At 68.2% G+C, this 25,005-nt stretch carries 18 protein-coding genes; 12 read left to right on the top strand and 6 right to left on the bottom strand.

Going from position 1 to position 25,005, the window contains the following annotated elements; all coding sequences use genetic code 11:
* Window positions 1-176 precede the first annotated feature (176 nt).
* The 3 genes from ACFHWS_RS23180 to ACFHWS_RS23170 all read left to right on the top strand — a co-directional run bounded on the left by ACFHWS_RS23180 (window position 177) and on the right by ACFHWS_RS23170 (window position 13,435).
* Window positions 177-6,428 carry a protein kinase domain-containing protein gene (locus ACFHWS_RS23180; protein WP_416569051.1) on the top strand — a complete coding sequence of 2,084 codons (6,252 nt, stop codon included), beginning with the start codon at window positions 177-179 and terminating at the stop codon, window positions 6,426-6,428.
* A 63-nt stretch (window positions 6,429-6,491) separates the two neighbouring features.
* Window positions 6,492-9,437: a helicase-related protein gene (locus ACFHWS_RS23175; protein WP_416569050.1), complete on the top strand. Its 2,946-nt coding sequence runs from the start codon at window positions 6,492-6,494 to the stop codon at window positions 9,435-9,437.
* Window positions 9,438-9,493: 56 nt separating this feature from the next.
* On the top strand, window positions 9,494-13,435 hold the full coding sequence (locus ACFHWS_RS23170) for an Eco57I restriction-modification methylase domain-containing protein (protein WP_416569049.1): 3,942 nt from the start codon (window positions 9,494-9,496) through the stop codon (window positions 13,433-13,435).
* Between the two features lie 190 nt (window positions 13,436-13,625).
* On the opposite strand, the gene ACFHWS_RS23165 is transcribed toward ACFHWS_RS23170, so the two are convergent.
* Both ACFHWS_RS23165 and ACFHWS_RS23160 read right to left on the bottom strand, forming a co-directional pair.
* On the bottom strand, window positions 13,626-14,027 hold the full coding sequence (locus tag ACFHWS_RS23165; protein WP_416569048.1) for a GntR family transcriptional regulator: 402 nt from the start codon (window positions 14,025-14,027) through the stop codon (window positions 13,626-13,628).
* Between the two features lie 64 nt (window positions 14,028-14,091).
* A complete protein-coding gene (locus ACFHWS_RS23160; RefSeq protein ID WP_416569047.1) occupies window positions 14,092-14,328 on the bottom strand; it encodes a GntR family transcriptional regulator in 237 nt (78 codons plus the stop codon).
* 116 nt (window positions 14,329-14,444) lie between these two features.
* Here ACFHWS_RS23160 and ACFHWS_RS23155 point away from each other — a divergent pair, with 116 nt between their 5' ends.
* From ACFHWS_RS23155 to ACFHWS_RS23130, 6 genes are read left to right on the top strand one after another with little or no spacing between them, the layout of a single operon-like run.
* Entirely contained in the window at window positions 14,445-14,765 is a 321-nt protein-coding gene (locus ACFHWS_RS23155) for a DivIVA domain-containing protein (protein WP_416569046.1), read from the top strand.
* Window positions 14,762-15,004 carry a hypothetical protein gene (locus tag ACFHWS_RS23150; RefSeq protein ID WP_416569045.1) on the top strand — a complete coding sequence of 81 codons (243 nt, stop codon included), beginning with the start codon at window positions 14,762-14,764 and terminating at the stop codon, window positions 15,002-15,004. The genes ACFHWS_RS23155 and ACFHWS_RS23150 overlap by 4 nt, the downstream gene beginning before the upstream one ends.
* A complete protein-coding gene (locus ACFHWS_RS23145) occupies window positions 14,997-15,200 on the top strand; it encodes a hypothetical protein (RefSeq protein ID WP_416569044.1) in 204 nt (67 codons plus the stop codon). Before ACFHWS_RS23150 ends, ACFHWS_RS23145 begins: the two co-directional genes overlap by 8 nt.
* The gene (locus ACFHWS_RS23140; RefSeq protein ID WP_416569043.1) at window positions 15,197-15,412 is read left to right on the top strand and encodes a flavin reductase; all 216 of its coding nucleotides are present in this window, start codon (window positions 15,197-15,199) and stop codon (window positions 15,410-15,412) included. Before ACFHWS_RS23145 ends, ACFHWS_RS23140 begins: the two co-directional genes overlap by 4 nt.
* Window positions 15,412-15,603 carry a hypothetical protein gene (locus ACFHWS_RS23135; protein ID WP_416569042.1) on the top strand — a complete coding sequence of 64 codons (192 nt, stop codon included), beginning with the start codon at window positions 15,412-15,414 and terminating at the stop codon, window positions 15,601-15,603. The genes ACFHWS_RS23140 and ACFHWS_RS23135 overlap by 1 nt, the downstream gene beginning before the upstream one ends.
* Window positions 15,604-15,643: 40 nt before the next feature.
* Entirely contained in the window at window positions 15,644-16,474 is an 831-nt protein-coding gene (locus tag ACFHWS_RS23130) for a hypothetical protein (RefSeq protein ID WP_416569073.1), read from the top strand.
* An 84-nt stretch (window positions 16,475-16,558) separates the two neighbouring features.
* Here ACFHWS_RS23130 and ACFHWS_RS23125 read toward each other — a convergent pair whose 3' ends face one another.
* The gene (locus tag ACFHWS_RS23125; protein WP_416569041.1) at window positions 16,559-17,038 is read right to left on the bottom strand and encodes a hypothetical protein; all 480 of its coding nucleotides are present in this window, start codon (window positions 17,036-17,038) and stop codon (window positions 16,559-16,561) included.
* Window positions 17,039-17,073: 35 nt separating this feature from the next.
* Window positions 17,074-18,285, bottom strand: a complete 1,212-nt coding sequence (locus tag ACFHWS_RS23120) for an AAA family ATPase (protein ID WP_416557200.1) — start codon at window positions 18,283-18,285, stop codon at window positions 17,074-17,076.
* Window positions 18,286-18,511: 226 nt separating this feature from the next.
* On the opposite strand from ACFHWS_RS23120, the gene ACFHWS_RS23115 reads away from it, so the two are divergent.
* Both ACFHWS_RS23115 and ACFHWS_RS23110 read left to right on the top strand, forming a co-directional pair.
* Window positions 18,512-19,993 carry a GmrSD restriction endonuclease domain-containing protein gene (locus ACFHWS_RS23115; RefSeq protein ID WP_416557201.1) on the top strand — a complete coding sequence of 494 codons (1,482 nt, stop codon included), beginning with the start codon at window positions 18,512-18,514 and terminating at the stop codon, window positions 19,991-19,993.
* A gap of 92 nt (window positions 19,994-20,085) precedes the next feature.
* On the top strand, window positions 20,086-22,224 hold the full coding sequence (locus tag ACFHWS_RS23110) for a UvrD-helicase domain-containing protein (protein WP_416557202.1): 2,139 nt from the start codon (window positions 20,086-20,088) through the stop codon (window positions 22,222-22,224).
* A gap of 65 nt (window positions 22,225-22,289) precedes the next feature.
* Here the strand turns inward: ACFHWS_RS23110 and ACFHWS_RS23105 are convergent, their stop codons facing one another.
* Window positions 22,290-23,552 carry a glycosyltransferase gene (locus tag ACFHWS_RS23105; protein WP_416557203.1) on the bottom strand — a complete coding sequence of 421 codons (1,263 nt, stop codon included), beginning with the start codon at window positions 23,550-23,552 and terminating at the stop codon, window positions 22,290-22,292.
* A 12-nt stretch (window positions 23,553-23,564) separates the two neighbouring features.
* Window positions 23,565-24,140 (bottom strand): tetratricopeptide repeat protein, encoded by a 576-nt coding sequence (locus ACFHWS_RS23100; protein WP_416569040.1) that lies wholly within the window; start codon window positions 24,138-24,140, stop codon window positions 23,565-23,567.
* 511 nt (window positions 24,141-24,651) lie between these two features.
* On the opposite strand from ACFHWS_RS23100, the gene ACFHWS_RS23095 reads away from it, so the two are divergent.
* Window positions 24,652-25,005 (top strand): hypothetical protein (locus ACFHWS_RS23095; RefSeq protein WP_416569039.1); only part of this gene is annotated, 354 nt, incomplete at its 3' end.

Raw genomic sequence — 25,005 nt, 5'->3', positions numbered from 1 at the left:
CTGTCGGCTTGGCGACTCCTACTCATCATTGACGGCGAAGCGTGCATATAGGAACATTCGGTTTCGCTTGACTACAAGGGCGATTCGCGGGATCCACCCGAGTTCGATCATGGACTTTCATGATCTTGCGCCCCTTGCGTCAGCGTCCACCGCCGTTCGGATGCGAGGAGCTCGCTGTGGATCACGATAGCGTGGCCGGTCGCTTCCGGCTGGCGGGCTGCATCGGCTCCGGCAGCATGGGAGAGGTGCACCGCGCGCACGACCTGCGGGTAGCCGAGACCGACCCGAACAGGCTCGTCGCCGTCAAGCTGCTGTTGCGCACCCGGGGCGGCGCGGCGCTCGACTCGGCGGCGACGCGCGACGCAACCGGCCGGTTTGTCCGTGAGGTCGCGATCATGCGCCGGCTCCACCACCCGAACCTGCCCCGGATCATCGACGGCGGCCTCGACGACCGGGGCGTTCCGTACCTCGCCATGGAGCTGCTCGACGGGCGGACGGTGCAGGATCTGATCGCGGAAGTGCCGCAGCTGCCGATCGCCTGGGCCGTCGCGGTGGCCGCCCAGATCGCCGACGGACTCGCCGCCGCGCACGCGGTGAACGTCGTACACCGGGACCTCAAACCGGCGAACGTGATGCTGCTCCGCGGCGGCCAGGTAAAGGTGCTCGACTTCGGGATGAGCCGCATCGTCGACGACCCTCAGGTCAGCCAGCTGACCAGCAGCGGCATCACCCTCGGCACTGCCCGCTACATGGCGCCGGAGCAGTTCACCTCCGCCGCGGTCACCCGGGCCGCCGACCTGTACGCCCTCGGCTGTGTGCTGTTCGAGCTGCTCACTGGTGTGCCTCCGTTCGACGGTTCCTCCGCCTACGAGCTGGGCGAGCAGCACCGCAACGAACAGCCGCCGGTGCTGCGGCTGCTCCGCCCGCAGGTCGACGCGGACCTGGCGCATCTGGTCGAGCGACTGCTCGCCAAGGATCCGGCGGATCGGCCGGTCGACGCGGTCACCGTCCGGAACAAGCTGATGGAGTTCGCCGGCGGCTCGGTCGCCGTCGCCGGCTGGGACGGCTTCGACCCGGCGCTCCGGCTGACCGAGCCTTCGGCCGAAGGGCAACCCACCGGATCCACCCAGTCGGGGCAGCAGACTGCCGATCCGCCGCAGCCGGGTTCGGCGATGGACGTCTTCGCCGTGCACCAGCAGCTGATCGCCGACTACCGGGCGTTCACCGAGGGCGGCGCGGTCATCCGGGACGAACGGATCGCCGAGTTCGTCGCCGCCGATCTGGACGCCAAGTCACAGTGGCCGGCTCCCTGGGTCTCGCTGAACCCGTCGTTCGCTTCCGGAGGGTCGGTCGGCGAGCTCGCCAAGGCCGGCACGCTGCATCCCGAATGCGCACGGATCTTCCAGGTCGGCAAAACCCCCGGCGGGACCGCGTGCGACGGTCAGGAGCTCGTCCTGCACCGGCATCAGCGAGACGCGGTCGACGTCGCCCGGTCCGGTGCCTCTTACGTGATCACGACCGGCACGGGCTCGGGAAAGTCACTCGGCTACATCGTGCCGATCGTCGACCGGGTCCTGCGGGCCCGCGCCGCCGAGCCGCCCAATGCCCGCCGTCGGGTCCGGGCGATCATCGTCTACCCGATGAACGCGCTGGCCAACAGCCAGATCAAGGAGCTCGACAAGTTCCTGCGGGACGGGTACGGCGAGGGTCGCGAGCCGGTCCGGTATGCCCGCTACACCGGTCAGGAGAGCGACGAACGCCGTCAGCAGATCCGCCGCAACCCGCCGGACATCCTGCTCACCAACTACGTGATGCTGGAGTTGATGCTGACCCGGCCAGCTGACCGAAGCTCGCTGATCAGCATGGCGACCGGGTTGGAGTTCCTCGTCTTCGACGAGCTGCACACCTACCGGGGCCGGCAGGGCGCGGACGTGGCGCTGCTGATTCGTCGGGTACGGCAGGCCTGCCAGGCCGACCGGCTGCAGTGCATCGGCACCTCGGCGACGATGTCCAGCGAGGGCAGCGCATCTGATCGGCAGTCGGTGATCGCCTCGGTGGCGAGCACCCTGTTCGGAGCCGAGGTGGCACCGGGTGACGTGATCGGCGAGACCCTGCAGCGGGCCTCCGGGCCGGCTCCGGCCACGGTGCCGGCCCGGCGCATCACGGCCGACCCGCCCCACGACTACGCCGGCCTGGTGCAGGACCCGCTCGCCCGGTGGATCGAGGCCCGGTTCGGCCTGGAGCCGGCCTCCGACGACGAGACGCGGTTGGTCCGGCGTCCGCCGACCCGGATCGAGGACGCGGCCCGGGAGCTGGCCCGCGACTGCGGCCGGCCCGACGACGAATGCGCGCGGGCCATCCGCCGCACTCTGCAGGCCGGCTCGCAGGCGCGGCACCCGAAGACCGGCCGACCGTTGTTCGCCTTCCGCCTGCACCAGTTCCTGTCCAAGGGCGACACCGTCTACGTCACCATCGAGGACCCGGACACGCGGCATCGGACCCGCGACTACCAGCTCGTCCAGCCCGGCACGGACGGCAAGATCCTGCTGCCGTTGGCGTTCTGCCGGGAATGCGGCCAGGAGTATCTGACGGTGTCGCGTACCGAGGACTCCGCCGGGCGGGTGCGCTACGGCCAGCGCCGCGACGTCGACGGGTCGGCGGACACCGACACCGATGGCTACCTCTACATCGCCCCCGACCGGCCGTGGCCGGCGACCCTCGCCGAGCTGCTCGACAGTCGCCGGCTGCCGGAGTCGTGGCTGGTTGACGAGCACGGGCAGGACGTGGTGCGGGAGAGTTTCCGGCCCCGGCTGCCCCGACCGGTGACCATCGACGTGTACGGGGTGGAGGGCGACACCGGTGTGTCGGCCGCGTTCATCCCGGCGCCGTTCCTGTTCTGCCTGCATTGCGGCGTCGCCTACGAGCAGAAGAAGGCACGCGACTTCGCCCGGTTGGCGACTCTCGACCACGAAGGCCGCTCGTCGGCCACGTCGTTGGTCTCCGCGTCGATCGTCCGTTCGCTGCGGGAGATCCCGGCCGACGCGCTGGACCGCCGGGCCCGCAAGCTGCTGACCTTTGTAGACAACCGGCAGGACGCCTCGCTGCAGGCCGGCCACTTCAACGATTTCGCCCAGGTCGTGCAGCTGCGCGGCGCGCTGTACCGGGCGGTGGTCGCCGCCGGTGACGACGGCATCGGCCACGAGGAGCTGGCCGCCCGGGTCGCCGACGCGCTGAACCTGGAGCTGGCCGACTACGCGGTGTCCGCTGATCTCGCCCCGCCGCTGGCCCGCAGCGCCGCCCGGACACTACGCGACGTGGTGGCGTTCCGGTTGTACGTCGACCTGGAACGCGGCTGGCGGGTCACCATGCCGAACCTGGAACAGACCGGGCTGCTGCGCATCGGCTACGACGGCCTCGACTGGCTAGCCGGCCAGCAGGACCGCTGGTCGGACACGCACCAGGAGCTGCGTGAGGCGACCCCCGGCATGCGCGCGGAGATCATGCGGGTGCTACTCGACGAGATGCGCCGGGCGCTGGCGATTGACGTGCAGCACTTCCGCGACGACAGCTTCGACTCGCTTCGGCGGGCCAGCGAGGAACGGCTGGCCGACCCGTGGGTGCTCAGCTCCGGCGACAAACCCCGGGTCGGTACGGCGTACCCGCAGAGCTCCGTGCCGGGCATGGACCGGTCGGCGCTGTTCATCTCCGGGCGTGGCAAGGTCGGCAAGTACCTGCGCCGCGTCCACTTCCGGACCGTGTCGGTCGACGACGCACAGCAGATCATCACCCACCTGTTGACGGTGCTCACCAGTGCCGGGCTGGTGACCCGGATCGAGGCGCGTCCGCACCGGGCGGGCCGGTTCCGGGGCCCGGCGGGCCCCACGATCACCGGATACCAGGTCGCGGCGGCCTGCCTGGTCTGGCAGGCCGGCACCGGCGAGACCGGCGCCCACGACCCGCTGACCCGCACCTACGCCAGCGGCGACGGCCCCCGGGTCAACCCGTTCTTCCGGGACCTCTACCGGTCGACGGCGTCGTCGCTGAGCGGCCTGGTGGCCCGGGAGCACACCGCCCAGGTCGCCCCGGAGGAGCGGGAACGACGGGAGGAGGCGTTCCGCACCGCGGAGCTGAAACTGCTCTACTGCTCCCCCACGCTGGAGCTGGGTGTCGACATCGCCGAGCTCAACGCGGTGATGATGCGCAACGTGCCGCCGACGCCGGCGAACTACGCGCAGCGCAGCGGGCGGGCCGGCCGGTCCGGGCAGCCGGCGCTGGTCACCACCTACTGCGCCACCGGCAACAGCCACGACCGGTACTACTTCCGTCGCTCGGAACAGATGGTTGCCGGGGTGGTCAGTCCACCCCGGCTGGACCTGGCCAACGAGGACCTGGTCTGCTCGCACGCCCAGGCGATCTGGCTGGCCGAGGTCGGTATCAAGCTGGGGCAGGCCGTACCGGAGATCGTTGACATCAGCTACCCGAAGGACACCCGCGACCCGGCACCCCGGCTCGCGCTGTACGACCACGTCGCGGACGCCCTGCACGACCCCGGCGCGCAGCGCCGTGCGGTGGCCGCCGCCCACCAGGTGTTCGCCGGGCTGATCGCCGACCTGCGGCAGACCACCTGGTGGTACGAGACCTGGATCGAGGACCGGATTCGGCTCGCGCCCCAGCAGTTCGACCGCAGCTTCGACCGGTGGCGGGACCTGTTCCGGGCGGCGCTGCTGGACCAGGCCGAGCAGAACCGCCGGGTCCTGGACCACGCACTGACCCAGCGGGACCGCGACCATGCGTCTCGACGCCGCCGGGAGGCGGAGACCCAACTCAACCTGTTGAAGAACGAATCGGTCGACAGCAAGTCGATCCTGTCGGACTTCAACCCGTACCGGTATCTGGCCAGTGAGGGTTTCCTACCGGGCTACTCGTTCCCCCGGCTGCCGCTGGCCGCGTACGTGCCGGTGTCGGGTCGGCGGTTCCACGACGGCGACTACCTGCAACGGCCCCGGTTCCTGGCGATCAACGAGTTCGGTCCGGGCGCGCTGATCTACCACGAGGGCGCCCGCTACCAGGTGCACCGGGTCCAGCTGCCGCCGGACGCCTCCGGGGACGTGGCCACCGCCACGGCGTACCGGTGTACCCGCTGCGGCTACCACCATGAGGAGCGGCACAACGCCGACCGGTGCGAGATGTGCGACGCGCCGCTGACCGACAGCGCGAAACTCGTCGGCCTGCTGCACCTGCGCACGGTGTACACGATCCGGCGGGAACGGATTTCCTCCGACGAGGAGGAGCGGCGTCGGGCTGGGTTCCGGCTGGTCACCTCGTACCGGTTCCAGGACCACGGGCCACGGCAGGGTCGGCAGGACGCGATCGTCGCCGACCCCGGCGGGCGGCTGGGCCGGGTCGCGTACGGCGACTCCGCCACGGTCCGGATCACCAACCTGCGCCGGGCCCGGTCGAAAATCACCGACTCGGACGGCTTCTGGCTGGATCCGACCGACGGGCGGTGGCTCAACGAGCGGGACGCCGCCAAAGCCACCGGCGACTCCCACGAACTGCCGCTGATCGAGGCGGACGGCCAGGAACGGGGTCGCCGCAAGCGGGTCATCCCGTACGCCGAGGACCGGCGCAACATCGCGGTGCTCACCCTCGACGAGCCGCTGCCGGAGCCGGCTGCGGTGACGCTGATGTACGCCCTGGAGCGCGGTGTCGAGGCGGCGTTCGAGTTGGAGGACGCGGAGCTGACCAGCGAGCTGCTGCCGCCGGAGGAGTCCACCCGCGACCGGATGTTGTTCATCGAGGCAGCCGAGGGCGGCGCCGGGGTGCTGCGGCTGCTGCAGTCTGACCCGGATGCGCTGGCCAAGGCGGCACGGAAGGCGCTGGAGATCTGCCATTTCGCGCCGGACGGCACCGACCTGGGCGGCCCGCACCCGGATCGGCCGTGCGCCCGGGGCTGCTACGAATGCCTGCTCACCTACGGCAACCAGGGCTACCACGCCCGGATCGACCGGCACGCGGCCCGGGATCTGCTGCTGCGGTTCGCCGTCGGCCGAGCCCGGACCACCGGCGCGGGCGTATCCCGGTCGGAGCAGCTGACCAAGCTGGCCGACCAGTCCGACACCACCCTGGAGAAGCGCTTCGTCACCTGGCTGAAGGAACGCGGGTTGCGGCTGCCCGACGAGGGACAGGCGTTCCTCACCGAGGCGTTGGCCAAGCCGGACTTCGTCTACCGGCTGGCAGGGGCGAACGTGGCGGTGTTCGTCGACGGGCCGGTGCACGACTACCCGGTGGTCGCCGACCGGGACCGCGACGCCGAGGGTCGGCTGATCGACGCCGGCTGGGAGGTGGTCCGTTTCCCGCACGACGCCGACTGGGCGGCCATCGTCAACAAGCACCGCAGCTACTTCGGGTCCGCGATGGACGGCTGACGCCTCCCGTGCCGTGTCCCGTCCCACCCCGTCCCCTCCCCGCCGACGACAGGACTCGCCCCGATGACCACCGCCACCGCCGCCACCGCCGTCCCGTACGCCCCTGGTTCTTTGGTCCATGCCCGTGGTCGTGACTGGGTCGTGCTGCCGGACAGCGCGCCGGACATGCTGGTGCTGCGCCCGTTGGGCGGCAGCGACGACGACATCGCCGCCGTGTTTCCCGCGTTCGAGCCGGTCCGTGGCGCCGAGTTCGCCGCGCCGACCCCGGCGGACCTGGGCAACGCGCAGGCGGCCGGGTTGCTGCGGTCGGCGCTGCGGATCGGGTTCCGGGCCGGGGCGGGGCCGTTCCGGTCGCTGGCCGGGATCGCCGTGGAGCCGCGCGCCTACCAGCTGGTGCCGCTGATGATGGCGTTGCGCCAGCCGACCGTACGGATGCTGATCTGCGACGACGTCGGCATCGGCAAGACCGTCGAAGCTGGACTGATTGCGTCGGAGTTGCTGGCCCAGGGCAGCGCACGCGGGCTGGCGGTGCTGTGCTCGCCGGCGCTGGCCGAGCAGTGGCAGGTCGAGCTGCGCACCAAGTTCGGCATCGACGCCGAGTTGGTGCTGGCGTCGACGGTGTCGCGGCTGGAACGCAACCTGGATCTGGGCCAGTCGCTGTTCGACCGGCACCCGAACGTCATCGTGTCGACCGACTTCATCAAGTCGCCCCGGCATCGCGACGACTTCGTCCGGCACTGCCCGGATCTGGTGATCTGCGACGAGGCGCACGCCTGCGTCGTCGCCGACGACACCACGTCGGCGCAGACGCAGCTGCGCTTCGAGCTGCTGCAACGCATCGCCGCCGACGCCGACCGGCATCTGCTGCTGGTCACCGCCACGCCGCACAGCGGCAAGCCGACGGCGTTCCACCTCCTGCTGGGGCTGGTGAAGCCGGAGCTGGCCAACCTCGACCTGACCACCGACGCCGGCCGGCGGGCCCTGGCCCCGTACTTCGTGCAGCGCAAACGCGCCGACGTGCGCAAGTACCTCACCAAGGAGGACGGTCTGCGCGACGACAGCATGGTCGAGCAGACCGCGTTCCCCGCCGACCGGGAGTTCAAGGACGAGACGTACGCGTTGAGCCCGGCGTACCGGTCGCTGCTGTACGACGCCCTCGACTACGCCAGCGAACGGGTCGACGCGGCCAGCCAGCGTGGCAAACGGGAGACCCGGATCGCCTGGTGGTCGGCGATCGCACTGCTGCGGTCGCTGGTGTCGTCGCCACGGGCGGCGGCGCAGACGCTGCGGACCCGGTCGGCGACGGCGGTGGCCGCGACGGCCGCCGAGGCCGACCGGCTCGGTGCCCCGCTGCTGCAGGATTCCGGTGAGGACGACGCCCTGGAAGGGCTGGACGTGGCACCGGGGGCGACCGCCGACGACGTCGACCGGGTCGTGTCGGGTGATCCGGCCGGGCGGCTGGCCGACCTGGCGGCGCGGGCCGAGCAGCTGGAAGGCTCCGACGGCGACCGCAAACTCGCCCTGCTGGTGCGGCAGCTGAAGAAGCTGCTCGCCGAGGGCTACCACCCGATCGTGTTCTGCCGCTACATCCCGACCGCCGAGTACGTCGCCGAGCAGCTCGACGGCAAACTCGGCCGCAAGACGATCATCCGGGCGGTGACCGGGACGCTGTCGCCGCAGCAGCGGCTGCAGCGCATCGACGAGCTGGCCGCAGCAGCCGGAGACGACCCGGCCGCCCGCCGGGTGCTGGTCGCGACAGACTGTCTGTCCGAGGGCGTGAACTTGCAGCATCACTTCGACGCGGTCGTCCACTATGACCTCGCCTGGAACCCGACCCGGCACGACCAGCGGGAGGGCCGGGTCGACCGCTTCGGCCAGCAGCGGTCCGTGGTCCGGGTGATCACCCTGTACGGCAGCGACAACGGCATCGACGGCAAGGTCCTCGACGTGCTGATCCGCAAGCACCGGCAGATCCGCAAGGACCTGGGCATCTCGGTGTCGGTGCCGGATGAGGCGTCGACCGGCGTCACCAACGCGATCATCGAGTGGCTGGTGCTGCGCGACCGGCGCTCCGAGCAGGCCAGCCTGTTCGAGGTCACCGACTACCAGCCGCTCGACGAGCAGGCCGCTGAGTTGGACAAGCAGTGGCAGTCGGCGATCGAACGGGAGAAGGCGTCCCGGTCTCGGTTCGCCCAGCACTCCATCCATCCCGAGGAGGTGGCCCGGGAGGTGACCGCGATCCGCGACACCCTGGGCCGGGCCGACGAGATCCGTGGCTTCGTCCGCTCCGCGCTGCGGTCCCTCGACGGGGTGCTGCGCGACGACCCGACCAGCCCTGGCGATTTCACCGCCGAGCTGGGCGGCACCCCGGCCGGGCTGCGGGACGCGCTCGCCCCGGTGCTGGGCGGCGACGCCGTCGACGGCACCCGGCAGGTGCCGGTGCGGGACACCGCCGCCGTAGCCCGGGGCGAGGTGGCGCTGGTACGCACCGACCCGGCGGTCGTCGCACTCGCCGGGTATCTGCTCAACGCGGCGCTCGACGCCGACGTGCCCGGTCCGCGTCCGGCCCGCCGCTGCGGGGTGGTCCGTAGCCGGTCGGTGTCGACCCGGACCACGCTGCTGCTGGTCCGCTACCGCTTCCACCTGACGTTGCCGTCCCGGACCGGCACCCGGGAGCTGGTCGCCGAGGACGCCCGGCTGCTGGCGTTCCGGGGCGCGCCGGGCAACGCCGACTGGCTGCCGGCCGACGAGGCGCTGCGGCTGCTGGACGCCGGGGCCGACGCCAACACCGACCCGACGCTCGCCGAGAACACCATGCGGCGGGTGATCGACGACCTGCCGGCGGTCGAGGACCGGCTGGACGCGTACGGCCGGGAGCTGGCCGCCGAGCTGCTGGCCGCGCACCGCCGGGTGCGCAGCGCCGCCGGCGAGATCGTGCGCGGCTTGACCGTCACCGCCCAGGACGGCGCCGACGTGCTCGGCACGTACGTCTATCTGCCGCTCGGCTGACCACTCCCCTCTCGCCTCGCCCGTCCGCCCTTCGTTCCCCCCCGCCGGAGGCTGCAGTGTCCGCGATCGCCCGCAACCAGGTCTTCTCCGCAGTCCACACGATCGGCGGGTTGCTTCCTGCCGACATGCTCATCCGGATCTCCGAAGGCCGCGACGTGTCCGGCGGCAAACCCGCCGACTACCGGGTGGTCGGCTCCCGGTCGGTGCGCGACGCCGCCGAACGGCGCTGGGACTATCTGCGCTCCGTCTGGGCCGAGCTGCGCGGTCGGCTTCCGGTGGCACCGCCGGCGGCCACCCCGGCGGACCCCACCGGGTACGCGGTGAGCCAGTGGCTGGAGCCGCTCCTCGACGAGCTGGGCTTCGGCCGGCTCACCCCGATCGGGGCCAGCGGCATCACCGCCGACGACGGCGGCAAGACGTTCCCGGTGTCGCACCGCTGGCAGCACGTACCGGTGCATCTGATCGGCTGGAACGCGGACCTGGACAAACCGGCGGCGGCCGGCGGGGTCCGGGCGCAGTCGATGGTTCAGGAGTGCCTGAACCGCTCCGACGCGCACCTGTGGGGGGTGCTCAGCAACGGCCGGCAGCTGCGGCTGCTGCGCGACTCCAGCGCCCTGGCCACCGCCGCGTACGTCGAGTTCGACCTGGAGGCGATCTTCGACGGCGAACTGTTCAGCGAGTTCGTGCTGCTGTACCGGCTGCTGCACGTGTCCCGCTTCGACGTCGCCGAAGGTGCCGCCCCGTCGACCTGCTGGCTGGAACGTTGGCGCACCGACGCGATCAGCACCGGCGTCCGCGCGTTGGACCAGCTCCGTAAGGGCGTCCAAGAGGCGATCACCACTCTCGGCACCGGATTCCTGCGCCACCCCGACAATGCCCGGCTACGAGAAGATCTCGACGCCCAGGCGTTCCACAACGCCCTGCTCCGGCTGGTCTACCGGCTGCTGTTCCTCTTCGTCGCCGAGGACCGCGACGCACTGCACCCGCCGGGCACGACGGATCAGACCCGCGAGCGGTACGCGCGCTACTTCTCATCGGCGCGGCTACGTGGACACGCCCGGCGGCGCCGAGGCACCACGCACAGCGACCTCTACCAGGCACTACGGATCGTCCTCGACGCGCTCGGTGACGAGCAGGGCCGGCCAGAGCTGGGCCTGCCAGGCCTGGGTGGGATCTTCGACGACAGGCAGGCCGACGCCCCGCTGCGGGAGGCGAAGCTGGCCAACGAGCACCTGTTGGCGGCGGTCCGGCATCTGTCGCAGGTCCGTGACACCGGGTCACGCCGGTGGCGCACCATCGACTACCGGCACCTTGATGCGGAGGAGCTGGGCTCCATCTACGAGTCGCTGCTGGAGCTGGTGCCGAAGCACAGTGCGGTGGACCGCGCCTTCGAGTTGGTCGAGCTGGCCGGCAACACCCGCAAGACCACCGGCTCGTACTACACCCCGGCATCGCTCATCTCCTGTCTGCTGGACTCAGCGCTGGATCCGGTGATCGACGACGCCGTGAAGCGTGCTGAGCAGGCGGCCACCGCCGACGGCCAGCCCGACCCATCGGACGCGATCGTCTCCGAACTGCTGTCGCTGACCGTCTGTGACCCGGCGTGTGGCTCCGGACACTTCCTGGTGGCAGCGGCCCGGCGGATCGCCAAGCGGGTCGCGGCGGTGCGGGAACGCAACCCGGAGCCGACAAACGATGCGGTCCGCCGTGCACTGCACGAGGTGATCGCGAACTGCATCTTTGGCGTGGATCTCAACCCGATGGCGGTCGAGCTGGCCAAGGTCTCGCTGTGGCTGGAGGCTCTGGAGCCAGGCAAGCCACTGAGCTTCCTCGACGCGCACATCAAGCACGGCAACGCACTGATCGGCGCTACCCCGGCGCTACTGCGACGCGGTATCCCCGATGCAGCATTCAAGTCGATCGAAGGCGATGACAAGAAGTACGCCAAGGCGCTAGAAAGGCAGAACGCGAAGGAACGGGAGGGCCAGGAAAGCCTTTTCGACCTGAGCGACGAGACGAAGGTCGCAAACACCGTCTTCGCAAACAGTCTGCGCCGCATCATTAGCGTACCCGCTAATACGCTAAGGGACGTCCACCAGCAGGAGTCCGCCTACCGAGAATGGCAGGCATCCGACAAGTACGCGCGAGCTCAGCATGTTGCCGACGCCTGGTGCGCGGCGTTCATGTGGAAAAAGGCACCCGGATACCCGCGCGCGATCACCCATAGCGTCTTCCGAGCGTTGGATGACCCGACCGCCTCGGCAGCTCCCCAGCCGACCCACGATGAGATCAACCGCCTACGCGAGCAGTATGGCTTCTTCCACTGGCACCTGGAGTTCCCCGAGGTCTTCGACGTCCCAGAGCACGGCAGCGTGGACGTCAATTCGGCGACGGGCTGGCTCGGCGGCTTCGACTGCGTGCTAGGCAACCCGCCGTGGGAAAGAATTTCTTTCGATGACGATGAGTTCTTTACTGACAGAGATCCAGATATCCTTCAAACCCGGACCACTGATGCACGGAAGTCGGCAATTGCGGCAGCAGTAGCGAAAGGCGCACACTGGGCGAAATCCTACAAGATCGAGGTACGCAACCGAGCAGAGCTGTCCCAATTCTACACCTCATCAGCCCAATATCCACTGACAGCACGAGGCCGACTCAACACGCAAGCCCTCTTCACCTCAAGAGCACTCGACATAAACTCAAACGGTGGTCGATCCGGACTTATAGTACCCACAGGGGTACTTACAGATGTCCCCATGAAAAGCTTCTGGGAGTTCCTACGAGATTCAGGCTTCCTGCGAGGCGTACTCGATTTTGAGAATTCGCTCGGAATTTTTGCAGGAGTTCATAGGTCAACGAAATTCACGCTACTCTCGCTCGAACGGAAAAGATCTACCGAAGACCGCGATCACCTACTGATTGGCGTATATCTAAGATCCACCGAGGAGTTAATTAACCCGCAACGGATTTACCGACTGCCATTGGGGCATCTCTCGACGCTCAATCCAATCACCAAGCAGCTGCCCATCTGTTTGACACGGAAGGACTTCGACATACTCCTTTCAATGACATTGGCAGCAAAAGACCAGCTACCAATCCGGCCGTGGGTTGGCTTTACTTCTGACGCATTTTCTCATTACTATCTCGAACATAGCGAAGCCGGAACAACCGGGCTCGTCGAGGGCAAGATGGTTCATCAGTTTGACCCTCGCTTCGGAGACTACTCCCGAGGAAATATTGGTGCGATATCACCAGAAGAGAAGAACCACCCCAGCACCTATCGCCATTACTGTAAATCGGCAATCGTAGACGAGTTCCTGCATCGAAAAGGAGTTCACGCAGAGTGGACTGCAGTCGCGCGGGACTACGTCCGAGCAACGGACGCCAGGACCGCAATCGGCGCCATCGTACCGCGCAGCGCCCCCATTCAACCGCTAAACGGCTTCTCAGTACCAGGCGCCGCCGGCAGCCACGCATGGTGCTTAGCCGTAATCAACTCCTTCGCCTACGACTTTATGGCCAAGCAAAAAACTCCTGGCCAACATTTCAATGTCACAATAATGAGTCAAATACCAGTAATCTCCCCGATCCCCGAGTTGCTATCATTTGTCACAAAGCGCGTCCTGGAGTTGAACTACATAACCAAAGATCTCCACCCTTTCGCCAGAGACCTGGGCGACAATGGGGCACCATTCGTCTGGATCGACGAACGCCGCACAATCATTCGCGCAGAACTTGACGCCCTATTTTTTATTCTTTATGGCGCAACGCGAAGTGAAGTCAATTATATCATGGACTCTTTTTTAATAGTGAAGAAGATTGACGAAAGAGCGCACGGGACTTATCGCACAAAAGAAGCCATTATCGCCGAGTACGATCGAATGACCGCTGCCGGCACCAGTTCGACCTCCCCGTTCATCGACGGCGTCAATTACACATCAACATTAAAGCCCCCACCAGGACACGGCCCCCGCCATACTGGACAGAAATTCTCCTAGTATTGAATGCGATTCCTTGGAGTCCCGATTGCCCGTCTTAACCGTATGAGGGCAGCGTTTAAGGCGTGGATCACGTCCCGCACGTAGTCCTGCTGGCGGTGAGCAGGCGGGCGATGTCCGGCCGGCTCCCCTTTGGCGAACATCGGCACCACGATCCGCCGCAGCCTAACGGGTTCTTCATCGTGACGCTCTATCGGCTGACGCGGGTGCGGTCGGCGGCGTACAGCTCGGTTGAGCTGTCAGCACGGCTGATCACGAGGATGGGTACGCCTTCCGACAGGTCCAGGTCGCGACGCTCGGTTGGGCTGGGCATGCGGGCATAGGCAGTGTCGCCCTTGCGAAGCGTCACGGTGTCGGTGAACCCTGCCTCCCGGACGAAGGTGCCGCGTGGTCGCTGCACGCTGACCAGACCTTCGGACCGCAGGATCGAGACAGCCTGCCGGACACTCGTGCGGCTCAACCCATACTCCTGAGCCATCCGAAGCTCACTGGGCAACGACGCGCCAGGCTGGAGCTCGCCGGACAGTATCCGGTTCCGCAACAGGTCCGCGAGCTGGCGAAACACCGCCCGGTCGGCGTCGGGGTCGATCACAACGCCACGCTACGCCGCACATCCCTTTGTCCTCTACCCGAAGGCTCCGTAGCTCGATGGCTGCTTAAGAGTCCCGCTCGGGCGGCTCGGCCACGAAGACGCCGATGCCCGTGCGCCCGACAAGCTCATCCAGTTCGATCATGGAGTCGACGGCACGGCGTACGGTCATGTGGCTGGTGTCGTACTCGTCGGCCAGTAGCCGGACCGACGGAAGCTTGCTGCCCGGCGGGTAGATCCCGGCCCTGATCTTCGCCCGCAGATCATCCCTGATCTGGCGCCAAAGCGGCTGGGCGTACGGCATAGGTACAGCCAAGCAACCATCCCGCCTTCCGTCCCCAGCATCCCCTTGCTGTCTTTACAGGCTTTATAGGTCTGGTAGGCTCACCGTCGTTGTCATCGACGTTCGGGGAGGAAGTCGTGGAGCAGCGGAGTAGGCGGCAGCGGGTGGTGCCTCGGCGGGGCGTACTCGTGGAGCCTTGGCAGGTCAGGGCGATGCAGTTCGACACCCGGTGGCGTGGGCTAGACCCGGCGGCGGTGTACGCGTACCTGCGGCAGCTCGCCGACGAGCTGGACCGGCTCACCCGGCAGGCCGCCGTGGACCGGGCCGAAGCCGACCGGCTGCGCGAAGGGTTGCGGCAGTGGCGGCAACGCCACGTCGGCTGCCAGTTCAACGACCCACCCGCCGGTGTCTACCGCTCGGAACACCAGCGCCAGACCGGCAACGGAGGCCACTGGTGAGCGACGAACCGCGCTGGACGATCCACCTGCCGACCCGGCTCACCGACATCGAGGCCGCCGCCCGGTTCGTCGCCGCGCTGCGGGACTCGCTCGGCCACCTCGACGTCGTCGACTTCGCCGAGACCACGCTGTCGGCCACCGACCGGCCGTTGCTGCGTACCCGGGTATGGGGTGACCCCGGCCCCGACCCGGCCGGCGGCGACCCGGTCAGCGACCGCACCGCGCCGGCCGATGATTGACCCCGTCCCCCGCCAGGTCGAGATCGACCACCTGACGGAGCTGGTCCTCCGGCACGCACCGCGCGCCGACGGCTGCGCCTGCGGCGACCCGCTCACCGCCACCGGCCGCTGCTGGCGCACCGAGGTCGCGCTCAGCCGGCTCCGCGACCTCGGTGTGCACGTCGCCGCCGTCGACCCACCGGAGGAAACCGGATGAGCATGCACGTCCCCACCCGCCCGAGCTGGGTCTGCGCCGGCTGCGGCCACGCATGGCCGTGCCTCGACGGCCGACAACAGCTCAAGATCGAGTACGCCGACGCCCGCGTCTCGCTGTCGGTCTACCTCGCCACCAACATGGTCGAGGCGATGACCGACCTGCCCGCCGGGTCGCGCGGCGACCTCTACTGGCGGTTCCTCGGCTGGCTGTAATGTCGATTCTGCTTCCCGGCGACGAGCCGATGCACTACGAGGACGGCTCACACCGCTGGATCCCGCCCGATCCGGACTACGACCAGGCGACCTGGGAAAACCAGGTACGCGAACACCAACGCGAGCACCGCAGCCGCCCGGATCCGCCCCCGCCCCGCTACCGTCTCATTCGGAGAACCGCCGCCGGGTGAGCCGGCCCGGCCGTACATCAGTGGGAAGAAGGTGGTCGACGTGGCCCAGGCTGCGATGGTGCGGCGGGTGGCCGCCGCCCGTGCCGCAACCGACGCGGGCCCGGCGATGGCGGCGATCGGCACGCTGGCCGCGGTGCTGGTGCTGGCCCGCCAGGCCCGTCCCGTCGTCGAAGCCGCCGCCTGGTCGTGGCGCTTCGCCGAGCAGGCGCCGACCACCATCATCGGCCCCATCGGCACCGCCCGGCTGGCCGGCTGGGCGCTGCTGGTCGCGGCACTGGTCGCCGGCTGGCGTACGGCCGCCGCGCTCGGCGCGTGCGCCGCCGTGGTCGCCGAACTGGCAATGCTAACCACCGGTGTACGTGACCACGCCGCCCCCGGCTGGCACCTCCTGCTCGCCCTGATCGTCGCCGTACCGCTGTGCGGGTCGCTGCTGCTTGCCGACGGTGGTGGCCGCGAGCAACGACCGCTTCCGGGCCGGTTCTGGGCCGCAGCGGTCGCGATAGGGCTGTGTGCGGCGCTCAGCGCCGCCGGCCCGCCGCTGGTGGCGGAACAGTCCGACGGCTTCATGTTCATCAGCAACATTGCGGTGGCGCGCATCGGGTTCGGCGCTCTGGCGTTGATCGCGTTGTTCAGCCTCGTCGCGGTGTCGGCGCTGCCGGCAGCCGTACGCCGCCGGGCGGTGGTGCTGCTGGCGACGCTCGCTGTCGTGCTGGCATCGACGCAGCTCGGCTACGACGGAGCGTTCATGTCGGTGATCGACTACCCGGTCCTGCGCGACCAGCCGGCGATGGCGTTGGCGCTGGCAGCCGTGGCAGCGGTGCTGGTGCTCGGCGCGCTCGCGGTGCGTGCACGGGAAAGAGCGAGCAGGTGACACCGACACCCCCGGCACTGCTGGAGATCATCAGCAGGGAGCCGGAGGGCGACTTCGGGACGGTCGAGCCACCGGGAGTTGGCCTCAGATCATCTTGACCTTGTCGATAAAGACCTGCCAACTCGCGCTGCGGGCGGCCGGTAGCTGGAACAACAGCCGTTGGGCGACGATCTCCTCCGCGACCCTTGGGCTGTCGGAGACCTCGTACGACCGGAAACTGGCCCTGGCACCCGCAGGCCGGACCGCCTTCCGCAGTTGTTCCTTGACCGGCCAGGGCAACGGGCGGAACGCATCCTCGACCTTCTTGATCAAAGCCTGGTGCGCCGGCTCCACATCATCGGCGTCCTCATGCATCAGCACCGCACGGATCGGAGACCGTACGGCCTGCGCCCGCAGCACCGCGCTGACGCGGGTCGTCTGGCTTGGGATCCGGTCCAGCGGAACCTTGCGCACCAACGCCATCGGCTTACGTAGCGGCTTCAGGCTCCCTTTCGGAAGGTCAGGACGTAGGGCCGAGACAAGAATGCAGACCACCTGACGATCGTTGTCGTCCTCGCCCAGCACGACGACAATCGGCTGCTGTCGGCCGTGTGCTCTACTCACTCCGGGCAACCGCCCAACGCGCCGGTGAACCACAGCTCGCCGAGCCCGACCTCGCCATGCAGTTCCCGTTCCATGGCCCGCACCGTGTCCGGGTCGATCGCGGGAATACGCGACGCGGCGTCCTCGCCACGTTCACAGACGATCAGCTCGTCCGGGGTCAACCGGTTGACCAGCGGCGGCGAATGGGTCGCGATCAGGAACTGGGTGCGCTCCGACGCCTCCCGCAGCAACTCGACCAACCGGTCGAGGATGTGTGGATGCAGACCGTGGTCGATCTCCTCGATGCAGGTGAGACGCGGCGGCGCCGGATCGTAGAGCAGAGCGAGCAGAGCGAGAGCCCGGATCGAGCCGTACGATGCCTCCTGCAAGGTCGTCGCACCCGGCAGCCCACGCTCCACCAGGGTGAGTACGGTCCCCTCGCCAGCACCACCGATCGGCCGGAACTGCAGCGCCTCCAAGCCTGGGATGAAGGCTCGCGCGTCGCGCTGCAGCGCGGCGAACTGGTCGCTGTGCTCATCGGCCAGGTAGCCGAGGAACGACGCCAGATTGCTGGCGTCGTTTGCCAGCTGCCGGCTGCGCTGCTCCGTCGACGGCAGGCGGGCCGCAGCCACGTCGATGTCGAACACCCGGAAACTGGCGAACATGTCGGCGAGCGCTTCGACCTGCTCGCCGCCCTCCTTGGCACCGAGTTTAGGCAACGTCGACAAGCCCAGCGAGCCCTCGCGCAGGTTGCCGGTCCGCTGCTCGCCCTCCGGGCCATGGAAGGTGACCTGGTTGCCGGAGACCGCGATGCGCCGGCCCGGTCCAGCGGTCCGCTTGAACGCGAAGGTCTCGGAGCGCTGCAGGAAGTAGCGCTCCGTCTGACCACGCAGCTTCCCCCGGGACACGCCAAGTTGGTAGTTGTCGGTGGCTCGCAAATTGCTGTTCTTGGTGACAGCGGCCTCCACCTCGATGGTGATGCTGGACCGCTGGTCGCCACCGCCCCGGAACAGCACCCGGTCGAAACCACCGCGTCGCTCCAGCGCGGGCCCGAGGTCCTCCCGGGTGGCGTCGCCGAGGAAGGCGATCACGTCGAGGAGGTTGGACTTACCGGCGCCGTTGGGTCCGACGAGTACGTTGAGTGCGGCGAGCCGCACCTCCACTGCCCGGAGGCTGCGAAAGTTGCTCACCTTGAGCCTGAGCAGGTACGGGGGATGTCGGACGGCCACGGCAGCAGGCTACCCGCTTGGCGCAGCGCCGCCAGCCAGGCGCAGCAAGTTGCCCGCTTCGAATTGCCAAGGACGCAACCAGTCCCCTTCCAGCGGTGTCCGATAACCGTCTCCGGCGGCCCGAACGAACACCCGGCAACTCGTCCGGCCGGCCGTTGTGCATTGACGCGCGCTCTGGTTGCATTGCCCGGGTTCGGGGAGTGTGCACACTAGACAGGGGTAGCCGATGGTCGCGGCACAGGAAACGACGCTGCAGAAGCTGCTCGAAGGCACCAAGCAGTACCAGGTGCCGTTGTACCAGCGGACGTACTCGTGGTCCGAGCAACAGTGCAAGCGGCTCTGGGAGGACATCAAAAAGCTCGCCGACGACCGCCGCGCCGACCCTGCCGCCACCCACTTCATCGGCTCGGTGGTGCTGGCACCCAGCCCGGAAATCGGCCCGGTCGGGGTGCAGGAGTTCCTGGTCGTCGACGGGCAGCAACGCCTCACCACCCTGTCGATCCTGCTCTGCGCAATCCGGGACCACCGGGCCGGAACCGAGGACCCGAAGCACCGGGGGCGCATCGAGCAGCTGTACCTGATCAACCAGTTCGAGTCCGATCCGCACCGGCTCAAACTCGTACCCACCCAAGCCGACCGAGGCTCCTACCTGGCCTGTGTGGAGTCGGTCGGATACAACTCCGAGCTGGGCAACAAACCGTTCGACGCCAAGAAGGCCGCGCTGGCGAGGAGCCCGATCGTGCTCAACCGGGACATCGCCCAGCAGGAACGGTGGGGGCGGCCGGAAATCCAGGCCCGCAGCGAGGCGCTCGCCGAGCAGATCATCTCGCTCTGGCCCGGTCCGGCCGAAACCTCCCGCGACCACGACTCCGACGTGCCGTGGGACGTGATGAACCGGGCACTGGCCGAACTGCCCGCCGGCTCGTGGACCACGTACGGCGACGTGGCCGCGCTGATCGGCAGCCACCCGGTGCCGGTCGGGACGCGGCTGGCGAACCACCCGGTGCCGAACGCACACCGGGTGCTGCAGACCGGCGGCACCGTCTCGCCGAGCTTCCGCTGGCCCGGTCCGGCCCGTACCGACGACCCGCTCGACCTGCTGCGGGCCGAAGGGGTCGAGTTCGACGGCAGCGGGCGCGCCGCCCCGGAGCAGCGGATCCCGCTGGACGAGCTGGCCCAGCTCGCCGGGCTCAGCACCGATGATCTGCCCCGCCCCCGGTCGCCGCGAACCAGCGCGGCGCACGCCGGACGCTTCAGCACGCAGGTGGCACAGCTGCAGGATCCGCCGGTGGTCGCCGCCGTGCAGGCTGTCCTCGACGGCTGGACCGCGCTGGGCGGCAACCTGCTCTACGGCACCGGCGACGAGGCGTCGTGCTTTCTCATCGCCCGCAGCAAGGACCACCGGCTCGGCAACATCTGGCCGGCCGCGATCTACCCGAGCGGCAAGTTCGAGATCGTCTTCCAGCACTTCAAGAACCGGGTGCCGTTCGACGACATGGCGCTGCGTGCGGAGTTCCGGCAACGGCTCAACAAGATCCCCGGGGTGAACATCGCAGCGGCCCGGATCGGGCTCCGGCCGGGTTTCCGGCTGCCGGTGCTCGCCGACCCGGCGGCCCGTGAGCTGCTGATCGAGCAGCTCGACTGGTTCTACCAGCAGGCACAACCGCCGGCCGAGGACGACGCCGACGCGGGTGACCAGTTGAGCTGACCGCCAACTGGTGGGCAGTGCCGTCGAGCGGATCGACGGTACGGTGCCACCCGCCGTCACCGACCGTACCGCTGCTGTTGAGAGGTCTGCCCGTGCCGCAACTCGCCCTCGCCGCCAGCTTCTGGGAAAGCTACGACGTGCTGGAAAAGCCGATCAAAGCCGGAGTACGCAAGGCGATGGCGAAGTTCCAGCAGCTCAGCATCGCCGAGCTGCACGCCGACAAGGGGCTGCACCTGGAGTCGGTGCACAACTCGCGGGACGCACGGATGCGGACCATCCGGATCACCGACTTCTGGCGCGGGGTGGTCCTGGCGCCTGACGACGGCAGCGACACGTTCCTGCTGACCAACGTCGTCGCGCACGACGCCACGTACGACTGGGCGGCGAAACGGCTCTACACGGTCAACACCGCCACCCGGGGGCTGGAGGTCCGCAACGTCGTCGCGATCGAGCAGCTGACCCCGGCACTGGAACAGGCGGCGGCGGGCGCGCCGACACTACTGTTCGCCGCGCACCCGGACAAGACGTTGCGGCAGCTCGGCATCGACGACCAGGTGCTGCGGGCCGCCCGCACCATCGTCGACAAGGCACAGTTGGAGGCGTTCGGCACGCTGCTGCCGGAGGACCAGTTCGAGGTGCTGCAGTACCTCGCCGAAGGGTTCACCCCGGACGACGTGTACCGCGACATCGTCGCCGAACGCCGCCCAGCCGACGCCGACAGCCAACCCACCGACAGCCTGGAGCTGGCGATCGCCAACACCCGCAGCCGGATCACCCTGGTCAGTGGGCCAGCCGAACTCGCCGAGATCCTGAACAAGCCGTTCGCCGCCTGGCGGATCTTCCTGCACCCGTCGCAGCGGCGGGTCGCCTACCGGACCGCGTACGGTGGCCCCACGCAGGTGACCGGCGGACCCGGCACCGGTAAAACGGTGGTGGCGCTGCACCGGGTCAAGCATCTGCTGACCCGCTCCGCCGACCACCGGGTGCTGCTCACCACGTACACGACGGCGTTGGCGGCGACCCTACGGGAGCAGTTGGCGCAGCTGCTCGGCGACGACGAGGCAGCACTGTCCCGGGTGGAGGTCACCACGGTCAACGCCTTCGCCAGGCGTGCCGTTCAGACGTTGACCGGCCGGGTGCCGTCGCTGCTCGGCGACGTGCCCGAAAGCCAGGTCTGGCGGCGGATCGTCGACCGGCACAAGTTGCCGTGGACCGAGCAGTTCCTGGCCCAGGAGTTCCGGCACGTGATCCTCGGCCACCAGATCGACGACCTGGCCGGCTACCTGCGGGTGACCCGGCGCGGCCGCGGTTCGATGCTCGGGCCGCGGCAGCGGGAGCAGATCTGGCGGGCGGTGCAAACGCTGCGGGCCGACCTGGCCGCCACTGGTGCCACCACCCACCTACAGCTGTGCGCCGACGCGGCGCGGCTACTCGCCGACGCCGACGATTCGTCGCTCCGATTCCACCACGTGGTGGTCGACGAGGCGCAGGACCTGCACCCGGCGCAGTGGCGGGTGCTGCGGGCGGCGGTACCCGCCGGCCCGGACGACATCTTCCTCACCGGGGATCCGCACCAACGGATCTACGACGCGAAGGTGTCACTGGCCGCGCTCGGGATCCGTACCGCCGGGCGCAGCTTCCGGCTGCGCATCAACTACCGCAGTACGGCGGAGATCCTCACCTGGTCGACCGGGCTGCTCGACGGCACCGGCGTCGAAGGCCTCGACGGGGACGGTCGGGACAACCTGACCGGCTACCGGTCGCTGCTGCGGGGCCGGCAGCCGGCGGTCGCCGGGCAGCCGGACGAGCCGGCCGAGGTGGCGGCCCTGGTGCAACGGGTACGCGAATGGCTGGACCGGGGCGTACGGCCGGCCGAGATCGCGGTCTGCACACGATTCAAGGCCAGGCTGGACCCGGTGCAGTCCGCGTTGACCGAGGCCGGTGTCCCCACCGTACTGGTCAAGGAGCAGCCGGCTGCCGACGTCGACGGGGTCCGGCTGGCGACCATGCATGCGATGAAGGGGCTGGAGTTCCGCTGCGTCGCGGTGCTCGGGGTGACCGCATCGGCGGTGCCCTACGCCCGCAACGTCACCCCTGCGGAGGTGGATCGCATCCAGCACGACAGCGACGTGCTACGGGAACGCTGCGTACTGTTCGTCGCCTGCACCCGCGCCCGCGAAGCCCTGCACGTGTCGTGGACCGGCCAGCCGAGCCAGTTCCTTCCGCGTTAGCTTGTGTCCAGGGTCCCTCGGCCGCCTCCTTGGGCAGGGCGCCCGCTACTCCGGCAACCGCCACGTCAGACCGCCAACAGCCCCCCGTTGCGCACCTCGTCCTTGACCGCGATCAGATTGGCCGCCACGTACGGGATGTGATGCGCGCGGTGCCAGTCGGTCGGGAAGTAGGTGACCAACCTCGACACCTGGAATCGGCACGTGATCTCCGGTACGTACTTGGCGTACTGCCGGTCCGTGAAGTACCAGAACGAGTTCTCGTTGTAGAAGGCCACATGCGTCGGGTCCTGGAACGCTCCCCGGCCGTCGCTGCTCGGCGTCAACGACAACAGCATCCCGCCGGGCGCCAACAAGCGGTACAGCTCGTTGAACAACGCGATCTTGTCCGGGATGTGCTCCAGAAAGTCGCTCGCCCGGATCACTCCGACGCTGCTGTCCGGCAGATCCAGACCCTTGGTGATGTCACAAACCATGTCCACCTCGGGTCCGGCATGGACATCGACCCCTTGATAGCCTTCGACCTTGTTGTGCGCTGCCCCCAGGTCGAGCGCGAGCAGGCCCTGCCGTTTGGCCCATGCCAGCGCGTTCAGCTGCACATTCCGGTCATAGACTTCCACCGTCCGCTGCTGAATCCGGGCGTTGATCTCCGGCACACGCTGGGTGTTGCCCGGATGCATCCGTTGCAGGTAGAGACACTCCGGGATGTGATGGAAGTCCGCAAGCTGATACATGCGACACATGAGGTCTGCATCGTCGGCAACGTCAAGCGACTCGTCGTATCCGCCAGACTTCTCGTAGATGTCACGGCGGAACGCGCGCACATGGTTCGGCGCGTACCAGATGTAGCTGACGTTGTGCGGCGTCGGCGGCAGTGACGTGCAGGCCAGCACCTCGCGCCCATCGACCCGAACATCCCTATATCGCCAACCATGATCGGCAGAAAAGCGACTGCCGTCACGACTGCCATCCTCAGCGATCTGAGCTGTGTCGCTGTAGACCAGGCCGACTTCCGGATTCTCATCGAAGGCATTGACCACCTTTGCAAGGCAGTCGCTAGCGAGAAGATCGTCGTGATCCAACTCGACGAGTATGTCGCCCGACGCCTCCGCACAGGCCCGCTTCTTGACCGCACCTACGCCGGACACTTCGTCCTGCACCACCAGGCGGATCCGCCGATCTGGCATCTCAGGCCGCCAGCGGTTCCCCTGATTCAGAACGATGACCCACTCCCAGTCGTCGAACGTCTGCCCCTGAAGCGACTGGTGACACTCATCCAAGAACTTGGTACGATTACTTCCGGTGAAGACCGTCACAGCTGGCTTTTTCATGCCCCTAACCACTCACTGATCCGAGTCATCATCGACATCGTTTCGATACTCTTCGGGAACACTCTCCAGCAGCGCCCCGTCGAGCCGCACCGCCTTCTCGAACGCCGTACGCGCCTCGGCCTCACCGCCCTCATCCACCAACAGAAAACCGAGTCGCAGGTACGCGGTCGACGCCTCATCATCAAGGTCGACGATTTGGCGATACAGACTGATTGACGCCGTCTTGTCACGGCTTTCGAGCGCGATGGCCTTGTTGAACAGGGCAGGTTTGTAGGAGGGGTCAGCCTCCAATGCCCGGTCATAGCTTTCGATGGCCTGCGCAATCTTGTCCCGTGACTGCGCGATGTAGCCGAGGTTGTACCAGGCCAGCACGTTGTTCTCGTCGAGAGCCAGTACTTGCTCGAAAGTCTCCTTAGCCTTCTCAATATCTCCCGACTGGCCTTCGTCGACACCTTTCCGCACCAGGGCGACGAGGTCTTCACTCACGGCTCCGGCATTTTTGGTGTCCGGACCCTGCACCTCTCCGTCGGCAGTACAGGCTGGAACCCCAGCTAGTAGCACCGCACCGCACGCCAGCGATCCGAACATCGTTCGCATTTTCATTTTCCGTCACTCCTAATATAAGATACCCAACACCGAACACTCTCGTTCGTCGACCTTCAGTTCACGCAATGTCTGCACAGACGACATAGACCGTTCCGCCAGTTCCACCAAACTCGGCTTGCCAACCAGTCGGCTCACCGGCAACGGGGATGGGCCGCGATGTGTCGGGGCTTCCCTGAGATTGGAAACCGCCACCGGTAGCGACGTCCCCCGCATCGCACTGCACTTCCAGGAACCCTGACCCGCCAGCGGAAGCCGAGTTGACGTAGAGATCTGGGAAACCTGCACCCTGCGCACCTTGTGGCCCCTGGGGACCCTGCACGCCTTGGAAGCCCTGCGCTCCTTGCACGCCCTGCGCACCATCAGCACCTTGCGCTCCCTGCACTCCTTGCGCGCCCTGCGCACCATCAGCACCTTGCGCGCCCTGCGCCCCTTGCACGCCCTGCGCGCCCTGCGCACCCTGAGCACCCTGCGCACCATCAGCACCCTGGAAGCCTTGCGCCCCTTGCACGCCCTGCGCACCATCAGCACCCTGGAAGCCTTGCGCACCCTGGAAGCCTTGCGCACCCTGCGCACCCTGCGCACCCTGCGCACCCTGCGCACCCTGCGCACCCTGCGCGCCCTGCGCACCTTGGGCACCATCAGCACCCTGCGCACCCTGAGCACCCTGAGCACCCTGCGCACCCTGGAAACCCTGCACGCCCTGCACGCCCTGCGCACCCTGCACGCCCTGCACGCCCTGCACGCCCTGCGCACCCTGCGCACCCTGCACGCCCTGCGCACCCTGCACGCCCTGCACGCCCTGCGCACCTTGAGCACCTTGGGCACCATCAGCACCCTGCGCACCCTG

The organism is Micromonospora sp. LOL_013, assembly GCF_048060315.1.
Lineage (GTDB): Bacteria > Actinomycetota > Actinomycetes > Mycobacteriales > Micromonosporaceae > Micromonospora_E.
This window is presented reverse-complemented; position numbering and strand designations above follow the sequence as displayed.